The sequence below is a fragment of the Kitasatospora sp. NPDC002227 genome (genome assembly GCF_040296285.1).
In the GTDB taxonomy this organism is placed as follows: domain Bacteria; phylum Actinomycetota; class Actinomycetes; order Streptomycetales; family Streptomycetaceae; genus Kitasatospora.
On sequence record NZ_JBEOWY010000021.1, the window covers coordinates 1 to 13,093 of the forward strand.

Genomic DNA, 13,093 nt, shown 5'->3' on the forward strand with positions numbered 1-13,093 from the left:
GCTTCCGAGGACCCTGCGGTGTCCGGTCCTCACGGATCTCGAAGTCCATCGCACCCCTTGAGCTGGGGTGTTGCGACGACCACTAGAACCCAAGGATCGCTCCGGGCCCTGCGCCGTCCTGCGTCGTCAGGACTACTTCTTCGCGTCCTTCGGGGCGTCCGCGTCGGTGGACAGCGCGGCGATGAAGGCCTCCTGAGGGACCTCCACCCGGCCGACCATCTTCATGCGCTTCTTGCCCTCCTTCTGCTTCTCGAGCAGCTTGCGCTTACGCGAGATGTCACCGCCGTAGCACTTGGCGAGGACGTCCTTGCGGATCGCGCGGACGGTCTCACGGGCGATCACCCGGGAGCCGATGGCGGCCTGGATCGGCACCTCGAACTGCTGGCGCGGGATCAGCTTCTGCAGCTTGCCCGCCATCATGACGCCGTAGTTGTAGGCCTTGTCCTTGTGCACGATCGCGGAGAAGGCGTCCACCGCGTCGCCGTGCAGCAGGATGTCGACCTTCACCAGGTTGGCGGTCTGCTCGCCGATCGGCTCGTAGTCGAAGGAGCCGTAGCCGCGGGTCTTGGACTTCAGCTGGTCGAAGAAGTCGAAGACGATCTCCGCGAGCGGCAGGGTGTAGCGCAGCTCGACGCGGTCCTCGGAGAGGTAGTCCATGCCCTGGAGCATGCCGCGGCGGGCCTGGCAGAGCTCCATGATCGCGCCGACGAAGTCGTTCGGCGCCAGGATGGTACCGCGCACGATCGGCTCGTACACCTCGGCGATCTTGCCGGTCGGGAACTCGCTCGGGTTGGTGACGGTGTGCTCGGTGCCGTCCTCCATGACCACCCGGTAGATCACGTTCGGGGCGGTGGAGATGAGGTCGAGGTTGAACTCGCGCTCCAGGCGCTCCCGGATGATCTCCAGGTGCAGCAGGCCGAGGAAGCCACAGCGGTAGCCGAAGCCGAGCGCGACCGAGGTCTCGGGCTCGTAGACCAGCGCGGCGTCGTTGAGGCGCAGCTTGTCGAGGGCGTCGCGCAGCAGCGGGTAGTCTGAGCCGTCCAGCGGGTAGAGGCCGGAGAACACCATCGGACGCGGGTCCTTGTAGCCGCCCAGCGGCTCGGTGGCGCCCTTGTGCATCGAGGTGATCGTGTCACCGACCTTGGACTGCCGGACGTCCTTCACACCGGTGATGATGTAGCCCACCTCGCCGACGCCGAGGCCGTCCGCGACCTTGGGCTCGGGCGAGATGACGCCGATCTCCAGCAGCTCGTGGGTGGCGCCGGTGGACATCATCGCGATGCGCTCGCGCTTGGTGAGCTGGCCGTCGACCACTCGGACGTAGGTGACCACGCCGCGGTAGGAGTCGTAGACCGAGTCGAAGATCATCGCGCGGGCGGGGGCGTCCTTGACGCCGACCGGGGCCGGGATCTTCTCCACCAGGTGGTCGAGCAGGTCCTCGACACCCAGACCGGTCTTGGCGCTGACCTTGAGCACGTCGTCCGGGTCGCAGCCGATGATGTGCGCGATCTCGGCGGCGTACTTCTCCGGCTGGGCGGCCGGGAGGTCGATCTTGTTCAGGACCGGGACGATCGTGAGGTCGTTCTCCAGCGCCAGGTACAGGTTGGCGAGGGTCTGCGCCTCGATGCCCTGGGCCGCGTCGACCACCAGGATGGTGCCCTCGCACGCGGCGAGGGAGCGGGACACCTCGTACGTGAAGTCCACGTGACCGGGGGTGTCGATCATGTTCAGGATGTGGGTGGTGCCCGCCTGCTCACCGGTCTTCGGCGCCCACGGGAGGCGGACCGCCTGCGACTTGATGGTGATGCCGCGCTCGCGCTCGATGTCCATCCGGTCGAGGTACTGGGCACGCATCTGCCGGGGGTCGACGACGCCGGTGATCTGCAGCATCCGGTCGGCGAGGGTCGACTTGCCGTGGTCGATGTGGGCGATGATGCAGAAGTTGCGGATCAGCGCCGGGTCGGTACGGCTGGGCTCTGGCACATTGCTGGGGGTCGCGGGCACCTTGGTCCGATTCTCCGTTGGTCCGGGGGCCGGGTGCCGGTTCAGTTGACCGGGTGGTCACTTGATCGGGTGCCCGGAGACCGGACGGTCTCGTCCGATCGACATGGTTCCGCCCATTCTCCCACGAGCGGCGAGCGGCTCGCCGGTCAGCTCTTCCGCACGCCGGTCGGCACTTCCGTACGCCGCCGTGATCGGCGAGGATCAGGTCGCATGATCCTGGAGAGTGCCCTGCTCGACGTCCTCCCCGGCCGGGAGGACGAGTTCCTCGCCGCCTTCGCCGAGGCCCGGCCGCTGATCGCCGGGCAGCCCGGCTTCCGCTCACTGGAACTGCGCCGCTGCCTGGACGAGGGCGGCGGCTCCCGCTTCCTGCTCCAGGTGGGGTGGGAGACCCTCGCCGACCACACCGAGGGCTTCCGCGGCTCCCCGGAGTACCAGCAGTGGCGGGCCCTGCTGCACCACTTCTACTCGCCGTTCCCGACGGTCGAGCACTTCGGCGCACCGGTGCTGCGGGCCTAGCCGCGGCCCGCCGGTTTGGGGACGTTCGGTGTCCCCTGGTAGCGTGGGGCGCTGCACCTGGTTTCGGCATGCCCTCTCAGCAGACCGGGCCGTCGGTGCAGCCCGTTCAATCCAGACCCGTTTCACAGACTGAGGCTCATTCGTGGCGAACATCAAGTCCCAGATCAAGCGCAACAAGACCAACGAGAAGGCGCGCCTGCGCAACAAGGCCGTCAAGTCCTCGCTGAAGACCGCCCTCCGCAAGGCCCGTGAGGCCGCTGCCGCCGGCGAGACCGAGAAGGCCGTCGTGCTGGCCCGTGCCGCCTCCAAGGCGCTCGACAAGGCCGCCAGCAAGGGCATCATCCACGCCAACCAGGCCGCCAACAAGAAGTCCGCGATCACCAAGATCGCGAACGCTGCTGCCTGATTCGGCTCCGGCTCACGCCGGACCTGTCGGCGCGCCGGCGGCCCTCTACCCGCCTCCGTCGACACCCCCTCAGGTCAACCCGGCCCTCTACCCGGAGACCTGAGGCACACGGACTCTCCGTGCCGCACGCGGCCTGCGTTCGCCACGCCTATCGTCTCCGACGGTAGTCCCTGGCCGCAGCGGTAAGCCTCAGAGGCCCCCAGTACCCACTGGGGGCCTCTTGCTTTTCCCGGCACCCCCGCGTCCCGGCTCCCCCACAGGGGTAGACCTGGTGGGTGACGCGCCGGGCCACTCACGTTCCGTACCCGTCCGGTCACCGGTAGGGTTCGCTGGTCAGCTCAAGGCAGCCAGTTGGGGGCGCAGCATGTCGACACCCACGGACACCGGCTCCGCCGTACCGGTGCCGCCGCCCCCGCCCGCCTCGGGCTACGGCTACCCCGGGCCGGTCTCCTCCTTCGGGCCGCCGCCCCCGCCCGTGGTACCGCCCGCGCCCGTGTTGCCACCCGCGCCCCGGCGTCCCTCGCGCCGACGCGGGCTGTGGTGGGGCGTCGGCGGAGCGGTGGTGGCCTCGGCGGTGTGGGCCACGGCGGTGCTCACCGTGCCGGCCATGGTCGCGCCGGACACCGGGGCGCCCGGCCTGCACGGGTACCACCTGGTCGCCGACCTGTGTGCCACGGCCCGGTTCAACCGGTTCAGCCAGCTCTACCCCTCGCAGTCCGGCCAGCCGTACCACTACTCGACGCGGCATCCGGCGCTGGACGACATGTACTGCAGCGAGTACCTCAAGAAGAGCTCCGGGGACTCCGACTACTACTCCCTCTACGCGGAGGCCGAGCTCCACAAGGAGGTCGACCCCGCACCGGAGTTCGCCGCCCAGCGGGAGAGCCTGCGGCAGCGCAAGTACCAGATCACCGAGGTGCCGGCGATCGGCGAGGAGGCGTACGTCGGCTTCCTGGACGACCCGAGCTCCTCGGACCGCACCTGGCACTACCTCACGCAGGTGCTCTACGTGCGCGACGGCGGGCTCACCTACTACCTGAGCTGGTCCGGCTCCTACCAGGAGGGGCACTCGGCGCCACCGGACCGGGACACCGTCCGCCAGGCACTGATGATGGACACCCGGGACGTCCTGCGCGCCCTCGGCCCGACCGCGACGGCGGACTGACCTGGCGTCAGTACGGGCGGGCGCCGGAGCGGGCGGCGCGGGCCACGGCGACGACGGCGCGCTCCAGGGCGTAGGCCGGGTCGTCGGAGCCGCCCTTGACGGCGGCGTCGGCCTGGGCGATGGCGGTGAGGGCGGTGGCGACGGCGTCGCCCGTCCAGCCGCGCATCTGCTGGCGGACGCGGTCGACCTTCCACGGCGGCATGCCGAGCTCACGGGCGAGGTCACCGGGGCGCATGTTGCGCGGGGCGGTGGCCAGGCGGCCGATGCTGCGGACGCCGGAGGCCAGGGCGTAGGTGATGCCGGTGGGCGGCTGGCCGACGGCGAGGGCCCAGCGGAGCCGCTCCAGCGCGTCGGCGGCGCGGCCGGCCACGGCCAGGTCGGCCACCTCGAAGCCGGTCGCCTCGGCGCGGCCGGAGTAGTAGCGGGCGACCACGGACTCGTCGATGGTGCCCTCGACGTCGGAGGTGAGCTGGCTGCAGGCCGCCGCCAGCTCGCGGAGGTCGCCACCGAGCGCGTCCAGCAGGGTCTGGCAGGCCTCCTGGGTGGCCGAGCGGCCCAGGGTGCGGAACTCGCCCTTGATGAAGGACAGCCGCTCCCCCGCCTTGGTCAGCTTGGCGCAGGCCACCTCGCGGCCGCCGAGCTTGCGGCCCGCGTCCAGCAGGCCCTTGCCCTTGGCGCCGCCGGCGTGCACCAGCACCATGATGACTTCCTCGGCCGGGGCCTCCAGGTACGCCTTGACCTCCTTGACCGAATCGGCCGAGAGGTCCTGCGCGGCGCGGACCACGATCACCTTGCGCTCGGCGAACAGCGAAGGCGTCGTCAACTCGGCCAGCCCGCCGGGCTGCAGCGCGCCGGGCGCGAGATCGCGCACGTCGGTGTCCGGGTCCGCCTCCTTGGCGGCGGCCACCACCTGGGCGACCGCGCGGTCGAGCAGCAGCTCCTCCTGGCCGACCGCGAGGGTCAGCGGGGCGAGCAGGTCGTCGGGTGCACTCTTCCTGGCCATCGCCTACCAGGATCGCACGGGGAGCCGACAGCTCCTGGCCGCGGCGGCCGCGAGGGGCGGCCGGGAGGGGTGGTCACCGGTCCGTACGGGCGGGCTGGAGAATAGGGCCGTGACCACGAATTACTCCCGTCAACTGCTTGTCATGCCCGACCGCGACTCCGCCGAGACCGCGCTGGAGGAGCTCTCCGCCCGCTGGCCGGACCTGGGCGAGGTGGAGATCGTCCGCGACTCCCTCGCCGGGGAGGACGACGCCGAGGACGCCCAGTGGCTGGTCGTCCTGGAGGCCCCCGAGGAGGACGGCTGGACGACCCAACTGCTCAGCGCCCTGGACTCCTTCGCCGCCGAGCACGACGGCTGGCGGGAGGAGGACTAGGGTCGCCCTCGCCAGGGCCGTCCGGGGGTGTGCGGGCCACCGCACGCCCCCGCTGTGTGAACCAGGTAGCCGAGGGAGGGGCCGGTGTTGCTGTCCGAGGACCTGTGGAGCATCGGGGAACTCGCCGAACGGGCGGGCGCCACCGTGAAGACCGTCCGTTACTACTCCGACCGCGGGCTGCTGCCGGAGGCCGGCCGCAGCAGCGGCGGGCACCGCCGGTACGGGCCCGAGGCGCTGGAGCGGCTGCGGCTGATCCGCTCACTGCGCACGCTCGACCTGCCGGTGCCCGACGTCGAGCGGGTGCTCGACCAGGAGCACGCCCTCACCGACGTCATCGCCGGGCAGCTGCGCGAGCTCGGCTCCCAACTGACCGCGCTGCGCTGGCGCGAGGCAGCGCTGCGGCTGCTGCAGGACTGCCCGCCCGAGGAGCGGGCGGAGCGGCTGCGGCTGGTCGGAGCCGTGACCAGCCCGCCCAGTACGGACGCGGTGGCCCGGTTCTGGCGGCTGGTGCTGCCGGTGCGGCTGCCGGCCCGGCTGGTCTCCTCGATCATCGACGCGGCGGTACCGGCCCTGCCCGCCGACCCGGCCCCGGACCAGGTGCTCGCCTTCGCCCGGCTGCACGCCCTCACCTCCGGCGCCCGGCCGGACCTCTGCCGCCCCGGCAGCGCCCGCCCCGAGGAGGGCCCGCGCCCGGCCGTTCTCTACGACGGCCTCGCCGAGGCGTACGCCCTGGCCGCCACCGACCTCACCGCCGACCGCTCCCCCGGCACCGGAGACGCGCTCGACTGCTTCGTCGCCGCCCACGCCGCCTCCCACGGCACCCGGGACACCGCCGCCTTCCGCCACCGCCTGAGCACCGTCCTCACCCAGGCCGCCGACCCCGTGATGAGCCGCTACTGGCACCTCGTGGCCGCCCTCGACCCGACGGCCGGCCCCACCATGGGCGCCGCCCACGACTGGCTGCTCGCCGCCCTCGCGGCAGAGGTGCAGCCAGGGGTGTAGCCAGGGGCGGAGCGCGGGCCGCCGCCGTGGCGCGGCGGTGGGGGTGGGTGGCGGCGTGGAGGGTGGCCGGGGTGCCGAGGACGGCGATGTCGCCGGAGGTGTCGGTGCGCAGGACGGTGGTGCCGAGGGCGTGGAGGTCGGCGAGGGTGCGGGCGGAGGGGTGGCCGTAGGGGTTGTCCGGGCCGCAGGAGATCAGGGCAAGTCTGGGGTTGAGGGCGGCGGTCAGGGCCTGGTCCTGGCTGGCGGAGCCGTGGTGGGCGACCTTGAGGACGTCCACCGTGGGAGCCGGCCAGGCGGTGCGGAGGGCGGACTGGGCCGGAGCCTCCAGATCACCGAGCAGGGCCAGGTGCAGGGCGGCCTGCGGCGGGCCGAGGGTGGCCAGCAGGCTGACGCTGGAGTTGTTGGTGCCGGCCGGATCGCCGGTGGGCCGGTCGGACGGCCAGAGCACCTCCCAGGAGAGTTCGGGCCCGGCCGTGCGGCGCTCGCCCTGCCGGGCGTACACCACCGGGACGCGCGCGGCCGCGGCCCAGCCGAGCACCCGCGCCTGCTCACCGCTCGGCGGGCCCGCTGCGGTGACCTGGAGTGCACCCACGCTGCGCCCCCGGAACACCCCCGGCAGGCCTTCGGCGTGGTCCGCGTGGGTCTGTTCTCCACACTCGGTATGTCTCATGAGACATCTGCCCATCGGCCAGTCCTAGCCTTACTGCTCTGGGCGCCCAGTCGATCGCACGGCGTTGGGGGCACAGAATGAGACACCCATCCCACCATTGACTGTGACGAAGGTCACATTTGACCATTTCCCGTGCACCGCTAGTCCCCAGCGCCCCGAGGAAGGGCGCTTGGAGTACCCGCCGCTTCCGAACCCCAACAGCCACTGGCGCCCTCACCTCAGACGATGAGGTCGGCGAAGAACTTGCCCAGCAGCTTCCTCGGCTCCTCGCTGGCGGCGAACTCGAACCCCCCGAACCGGTACAGCTCGTAGCCGTGAAGGGTGAGCCGCCGGCTATCCCTCGCCGTCTTTGCGTAGGCGGATGCATCCACCCGACCGTCCTGGGTGGCGTAGTGCTCCTTGCCGTCGATCTCCAGGACGACCCTCCGGCCGCCAGGGAGGAACATCATGAAGTCGCGGACCTGGCTGTCGAGCACTCGTCCGCCCTTCATGTCTCGCGCCTTCTGAGTCAGCGGGTCGTCATGGAGGTACACCTGCGGCAGGATCGCCGGCATGGCGCCGAATCCTCTACGCTCCGCCAACTGCCAGTAGAAGCGGAGCAGTTCACGCTCAGGCTCGCTCTTGGGGTTGCAGGAGGCTTCCAGTCGCGCCTGAAGTCGAGCGATCTGACTGTCGGTACTGAGCAGGAAGTTCTCGTCGCGGCGCCCCCACCACTCGATCAGGTCCTGCATGGTGAGGCCGGCAGCCGTGATCGCCCGGTCGTACGTGAGGCAGTGCTCAGCGTTCTTCGTAATGGCGATGATCCCCTGGGCGACATCGACCATGACGATCTCGGGCTTGTACGTTGCTGCGAAGATGACGTTCTTCAGGTCGCCGTTGAGACCTCGATAGCCAGCTGTTGAGAGGCTCCTCTCGCGGTCAGCTAGCTCGGCGAGGATCGGCTGACAGAGATCCGCGATGTCCCTCTGTCCGCCGCGTTCACGGTCGTACTCCCAGTATCCGCGGCGGGTTCGGAACGGGAGTCGATGGAGTATGCCGAGTCGGCCGAGGATGGTGTCGAGGCAACGAAGGGCGTCAGCCACTTCTTGATCGTCCAACGAGCTGTGCTCTTCGTTGGTAGCTATCTCGGCTTCGATGAGGCAGAGCAGGTGGTAGGCAACGTCCTCATCCCGGTGGGAGAGACCGGGGCCGCGCCTGAGATCGTTCAGCAGGTCGTAGTTCAGGTGCTTCTCGAAGCCCCCGCCCCATCCGCCCGGCTCTTGTACGAACAGGTCATCCGGCTTCATCTGGTCCTCCCGAGCACGGCACTCCCCACAGTTTGATGAGGATACGCGCGGCCCCTGACAGGTGGCCTGCTCCCCGTGGATCGTTGGAGCCGGCTGCCGCCCGCGCGGCAGAGTCTCTGCAACGCGGGCGGCGCTTCCGTACTAACGGATAAGGACTCCGCGGACCTCGTCGCTCACCTGGGGCAGCTCGTCGGGGTGTGCCCACCACATGAAGCTGTCGTGCTCGGTGAGGATGATCGGCTCCGCCTTCTCCACGGTGACAGCGAAGTTGAACTGGCGGGTGGTGCCGATGCCGTCGCTGTCGGAGTAGTCGAAGTGGCCGATGTAGCTGGTGATCTGGCTGATGGTGAGGCCGGTCTCCTCGTCGGTCTCGCGGCGGAGCCCGTCGAGGATGGTCTCCCCGGCCTCCACCTTGCCGGAGGGGACCTCCCAGAAGCCGCCCATGAAGTCGTCGGGCAGGCGCCGGACGAGGAGGGTACGGCCGTCATGGATGATCATGGCGGCTGCTACGAAGCCGGTGATCCCGTCGGCGTTGGCCTTGGTGACGAGGTCGTCCAGGAACTCGGGGGAGGTCACGGTCACAGCAGCTCCTTGTGGTGGTCGGACACCTTGATCGCCGCGCGGACGTACTGCTCGGCCAGCGCGAGATCCTGCTCACGATGCCAGACGGGGACCTTGATCGTGGTCGCGTAGGCAGCCTCCGCAACGGGGAAGTCGCCGTCCCTGTAGTGCCGGTGGGCATGGGGGTGGCCGGGGAACAGCCGTCCCGGGGCCTGGTACAGCGGGAGCTGGTTGAGCGGCTTGGTGGAGCCGGGGCGGTCGAACTCGCTGGCGCCTTCGGCGATCAGGGCCTCGTGGAACCGCTCGATCGGGAGGCCGCTCAGCTCGTCCGAGCGGTAGGTGACCGTGAGGCCGTACCACGATGGGGTGATGCTGTCGGGCATCGGCGCGATCTCCAGGCCGGGGACGCCGTCGAGGGCCTGGGTGAGGTAGCGGGCGATCTCGGCGCGTCCGGCGAGGTAGCTGTCGAGGCGGCCGAGTTGGTCGTGGGCGAGGGTAGCGGCGAGGGGGTGGATGCGGAGCTTGAGGCCGGTGCCGGTGACCGCGTACTGGGCGAGCGGGTGCTCGGCCGGGATCTCGTCCTTGGCCCGCTTGTTGTAGTGGGCGAAGGCGATGGAGCGGTAGTACGTCTCGTCGTCGTCGGTGAGGATGAAGCCTCCCTCGCCACCGCTGAGGGTCTTGGGGCCGTTGAGGGAGAACGCTGAGGCGAGCCCGAACGTGCCGGCCTTCTGGCCGCTGTGGCTGGCTCCGTGGGCGTGCGAGCCGTCTTCCAGGAGGACCAGGTCGTGCTCGTTGGCGACGGCGGTGATGCCGGTCATCTCGGCGGGCTTGCCCCAGAGGTGGGTAACCATGATCGCTCGGGTCCGGGGGGTGATCAGCTCCGCGATCCGCTGGGGGTCGAGGTTGCCGTCCGGGGTGGTCTCGCACAGCACCGGCACGGCGCGGAGCTGGAAGAGCGGGGAGGCGGTGGCGTGGAAGGTCCAGGCGGGGACGATCACCTCGTCGCCGGGCCGGATGCCAGCGGCCCAGTAGGCGGCGTGGAGGGCGGCGGTGCCGGAGCTGGTGGTGATGGCGTGCCGGACGCCGAAGTAGTCCTGGAGGGCGTCCTCCAGGTCGGCGACGATCCCGGTCCGGCCGGCGATGGAGACAGCGGTGTCGAGCTGGGCCGCGACCTTGGAGCGGGTCGTGGCGTCGATCGGCGGCCACTCGAAGTGGGGGCCGGTGGCGGTGACGGCGGCGGTGCCGCCCAGCAGCGCGAGGTGAGTCACAGCAGCTCCTTCGGGGTGACGTAGCGTCCGGCGGCCTTGGACTCGTAGCAGGACGCGATGAAAGCGGCGTGGGACAGGTGCTGGTCGGGGCCGGAGAGATTGGTGCGCTCCCCGTCCAGGACCCGGCAGAAGTGGTCGATGAGGGCGGTGGCGGCGGTGGCGGGTGCGTGCGGCCGGGTCAGCTCCTCCAGGACGGAGCCGTCCAAGTCGAGGCGCTGGACGCTGCCCTTGGTCAGGAGGACAGAGCCGCGGGTGCCGACGACGTGCAGCCGCTCGCTCTTGGGGGCCATCCACCGCGAGAGAAGCAGGGAGCCGTAGAGGCCGGTGTCGTAAGCGAGTTGGATGAGCGCTGTGTCCTCGGCGTCATATCCGGCGTCGGGGACTGCGGAGGTGGAGTAGTCGGCGATGATCTTGCTGGGCATGCCGAAGTACCACAGCAGCAGGTCGACCAGGTGGTAGCCCATGTCGATGATGCAACCGCCGCCGGCCTGCTCGATGCTTCCCCGCCAGCCCGCGCCGGGGGTGTCAGTGTGGAAGGTGTACTGGCCGTCGACCAGGAAGGGGGTGCCGATCTGGTCGAGGAAGCCGACGACGCTGCTGTAGATCGGGTTGAAGCGTCGCTGGAGCGTGACCATCAACTCGATCTGGCCGTCTCGGCAGATCTGGGCCAGCTCGCGGGCCTCCTCCGGCGAGGTGGCGAACGGCTTCTCCTTGAGGACGTGCACGCCGCGGGCGGCGCATTCCTGGATGATCTGGCGGCCGGCGTGGTGCGGGACGGCGACCACGACGAAGTCGGGCTCCGTCGTGGCCAGGAGGTCCGGGACGCTGGTGAACGCGGGCACGTCGAGGGTGGCTTTCCGGCTCAGGAGGAGGTCGGCGTCGCTGTCGCAGATGGCGACCAGCTCGGCCCTGCTGGAGCCGGCGAGGCCGGGCAGGTGGTCTTCGATCGCCTGGTGTCCGAGGCCGATGATGGCGGCACGCCGTTTCATGCGATGGCCCCTTCCGTGGGCGTGGTGGACGGGTCGTTGGTGGCGGCCTGGTCTGCCGGGGTGTCGGGCGACCCGGCTGCGGGAGCAGACGAGGTGTGGCTGTAGGCGTCGTGGACGGTGAGGCCCAGAGCGCAGGCGGCGGCGATGTGGAGCGCGCCCCAGGCAGCTGCCAGGGTGGTGCCGACTCGGTCGCGGTCGGCGGTGACGGATCGGGGCATGACGGTGCCCTCCGGCGGGTGTGGGAGTGGAGGTCCGGCCCGGAGAGCGCGTTCTCGTCGGCTGCACCGGGTTGGTATATGACTCTCAGTCAACGCCCGTGCACGGATGAGCAGAAGGTGCCAGGCTGTAGGCCAGTTGTCGGCCAAGTGTCGGCCTGTGTCGGCCAATGGAGGGGAGCCGCTGTGTCCGAAGGCGCGACCATCGGCGAGCTGATCAGGAAGGCCCGGCTCCGCAGGGGATGGTCACAGCCGCGACTGGGGCATGAGCTCGGCGTCGCCGAGGGGCGAGGTGGGGAAGGCCCGAAGCGCGATCAGGTATCGCGCTGGGAGAAGGGGGGCCGAGTCCCGAAGTACTGGCTGCCGTGCCTCATTCAGGTTCTTGATCTTGACTTACCAGATGATGAGGTAGGAGCGCCAACTGATCCTGGATCAGGCGGTTTGGGCGATACCGTGGACTCAGTCATCGAGCTGGGACGGAGGGACGTGGAGCGCCGAGAGTTCATGGCCGCGTCCAGCGCCTATGCGCTTGCGGCCCTGGGACTTCCCGACCCGGAGAGCCTGCTTCGCCGCGTTCGCGTGAAGGCCGGCGGCACGGTCAGGGTGGGACGGGGGGAAGTTGCGGCCGTCCGCAAGATGACCAAGTCACTCGGCGACGTCGCAGCCGAGGTCGGTGGTGGCCACGCGCGCAAGGTGGCCGTCCGGTACTTCGACGATGAGGTTTCGACCTGGCTGGACGGCACCTGGTCCGAGGCCATCGGGCGGGAGATGTACGCTGCGGCATCTCAACTCGTCCACCTCGTAGGGTGGATGTCGCAGGACCAGGGAGACCCCGACGCCGCGCAGGAGTACTACGCCCACTCCTTCCGGCTTGCTTCCGAGGCCGGCGATGCCGAACTCGCCGCAACCGCGCTCCGCGGTCTCGCCGTACAGGCCATCGACCTCGGCTTCCGGGCCACAGCTGTCCGAATCGCCGAGGACTGCGTCAACCACGCCAAGAGCCTGGACGATCACCGCGCGCTGGCCTACTACCAGGCCACTCTCGCCAACGCCGCGGCCATCGACGGAGACCGCCGGACGGCCACGGCGTCGCTCGCAGCCTCCCAGACCTCGATCGAGCGGGCCAGCGGAGCGCCTGGTGAGTCCTGGGCCTCGCACTACAGCATCGGGCGCTGGGCCCACGAGGCCGGCATGATCCTCGCCCAACTCGGCGACTTCGACAGCGCGCAGGACCACCTTCACCACGCACTCGAAATCCACGGACTCGATCGCCAGCGGACCCGCGCGATCGTCCTCGCGGATCTCGGCACGGTCCAACTACGCCAGGGCGATGTCGAAGGGGCCGTCGCCTCGTGGGGCGACTTCGTGGACTGCGCTGACGGCATCAAGTCCGTCAAGATCCAGGACGCGCTCCATGACATGCGAGCGCGGCTCTTCCGACTGCGTGACGTCCCAGGAGTCCAGGAACTGGGCGAACGAGCCTCAGAGCTCAAGTAGTCGAAACAGGTCGTGTGTCTGTCCGGGGGGCGGAAGCCGCCGCGACAAGCTTCCCACGAGCATCTTGGTGGACAACATCTTCGTGGTTGACCACGTCGCTGGCGACCATCCGGGTGCCTAGGAGGACTACTACCTTCT

13 protein-coding genes are annotated in these 13,093 nt (G+C 69.9%); 6 read left to right on the top strand and 7 right to left on the bottom strand.

Going from position 1 to position 13,093, the window contains the following annotated elements; translation table 11 throughout:
- Positions 1-132: 132 nt before the first annotated feature.
- Entirely contained in the window at positions 133-2,004 is a 1,872-nt protein-coding gene (lepA, locus tag ABT095_RS19860; RefSeq protein ID WP_350530757.1) for a translation elongation factor 4, read from the bottom strand.
- A gap of 210 nt (positions 2,005-2,214) precedes the next feature.
- Here lepA and ABT095_RS19865 point away from each other — a divergent pair, with 210 nt between their 5' ends.
- The 3 genes from ABT095_RS19865 (at position 2,215) to ABT095_RS19875 (ending at position 4,091) form a co-directional block, all read left to right on the top strand.
- The gene (locus tag ABT095_RS19865) at positions 2,215-2,520 is read left to right on the top strand and encodes an antibiotic biosynthesis monooxygenase family protein (RefSeq protein WP_350530758.1); all 306 of its coding nucleotides are present in this window, start codon (positions 2,215-2,217) and stop codon (positions 2,518-2,520) included.
- 142 nt (positions 2,521-2,662) lie between these two features.
- Positions 2,663-2,926 carry a 30S ribosomal protein S20 gene (rpsT, locus tag ABT095_RS19870; protein ID WP_350530759.1) on the top strand — a complete coding sequence of 88 codons (264 nt, stop codon included), beginning with the start codon at positions 2,663-2,665 and terminating at the stop codon, positions 2,924-2,926.
- Between the two features lie 364 nt (positions 2,927-3,290).
- Complete coding sequence (locus tag ABT095_RS19875; protein ID WP_350530760.1) at positions 3,291-4,091, top strand: hypothetical protein; 801 nt, start codon at positions 3,291-3,293, stop codon at positions 4,089-4,091.
- A gap of 7 nt (positions 4,092-4,098) precedes the next feature.
- Here ABT095_RS19875 and holA read toward each other — a convergent pair whose 3' ends face one another.
- Positions 4,099-5,094, bottom strand: a complete 996-nt coding sequence (gene holA, locus ABT095_RS19880) for a DNA polymerase III subunit delta (protein ID WP_350530761.1) — start codon at positions 5,092-5,094, stop codon at positions 4,099-4,101.
- A 142-nt stretch (positions 5,095-5,236) separates the two neighbouring features.
- Between holA and ABT095_RS19885 the strand changes: the two genes are divergently transcribed.
- Positions 5,237-5,467 (top strand): hypothetical protein, encoded by a 231-nt coding sequence (locus tag ABT095_RS19885; RefSeq protein WP_350530848.1) that lies wholly within the window; start codon positions 5,237-5,239, stop codon positions 5,465-5,467.
- A gap of 87 nt (positions 5,468-5,554) precedes the next feature.
- Positions 5,555-6,469 carry a helix-turn-helix domain-containing protein gene (locus ABT095_RS19890; RefSeq protein WP_350530849.1) on the top strand — a complete coding sequence of 305 codons (915 nt, stop codon included), beginning with the start codon at positions 5,555-5,557 and terminating at the stop codon, positions 6,467-6,469.
- Positions 6,470-7,357: 888 nt separating this feature from the next.
- Here ABT095_RS19890 and ABT095_RS19895 read toward each other — a convergent pair.
- The 5 genes from ABT095_RS19895 to ABT095_RS19915 form a co-directional block, all read right to left on the bottom strand.
- Positions 7,358-8,425, bottom strand: coding sequence for a hypothetical protein (locus ABT095_RS19895; protein ID WP_350530762.1), 1,068 nt, complete (start codon positions 8,423-8,425; stop codon positions 7,358-7,360).
- 141 nt (positions 8,426-8,566) lie between these two features.
- Positions 8,567-9,007: an NUDIX domain-containing protein gene (locus ABT095_RS19900; protein WP_350530763.1), complete on the bottom strand. Its 441-nt coding sequence runs from the start codon at positions 9,005-9,007 to the stop codon at positions 8,567-8,569.
- Positions 9,004-10,254, bottom strand: coding sequence for a DegT/DnrJ/EryC1/StrS family aminotransferase (locus tag ABT095_RS19905; protein WP_350530764.1), 1,251 nt, complete (start codon positions 10,252-10,254; stop codon positions 9,004-9,006). Before ABT095_RS19905 ends, ABT095_RS19900 begins: the two co-directional genes overlap by 4 nt.
- A complete protein-coding gene (locus ABT095_RS19910; RefSeq protein WP_350530765.1) occupies positions 10,251-11,243 on the bottom strand; it encodes a Gfo/Idh/MocA family protein in 993 nt (330 codons plus the stop codon). The genes ABT095_RS19905 and ABT095_RS19910 overlap by 4 nt, the downstream gene beginning before the upstream one ends.
- Entirely contained in the window at positions 11,240-11,461 is a 222-nt protein-coding gene (locus ABT095_RS19915; RefSeq protein WP_350530766.1) for a hypothetical protein, read from the bottom strand. The genes ABT095_RS19910 and ABT095_RS19915 overlap by 4 nt, the downstream gene beginning before the upstream one ends.
- Positions 11,462-11,539: 78 nt before the next feature.
- Between ABT095_RS19915 and ABT095_RS19920 the strand changes: the two genes are divergently transcribed.
- Entirely contained in the window at positions 11,540-12,955 is a 1,416-nt protein-coding gene (locus tag ABT095_RS19920) for a helix-turn-helix domain-containing protein (protein WP_502884932.1), read from the top strand.
- Positions 12,956-13,093 lie beyond the last annotated feature (138 nt).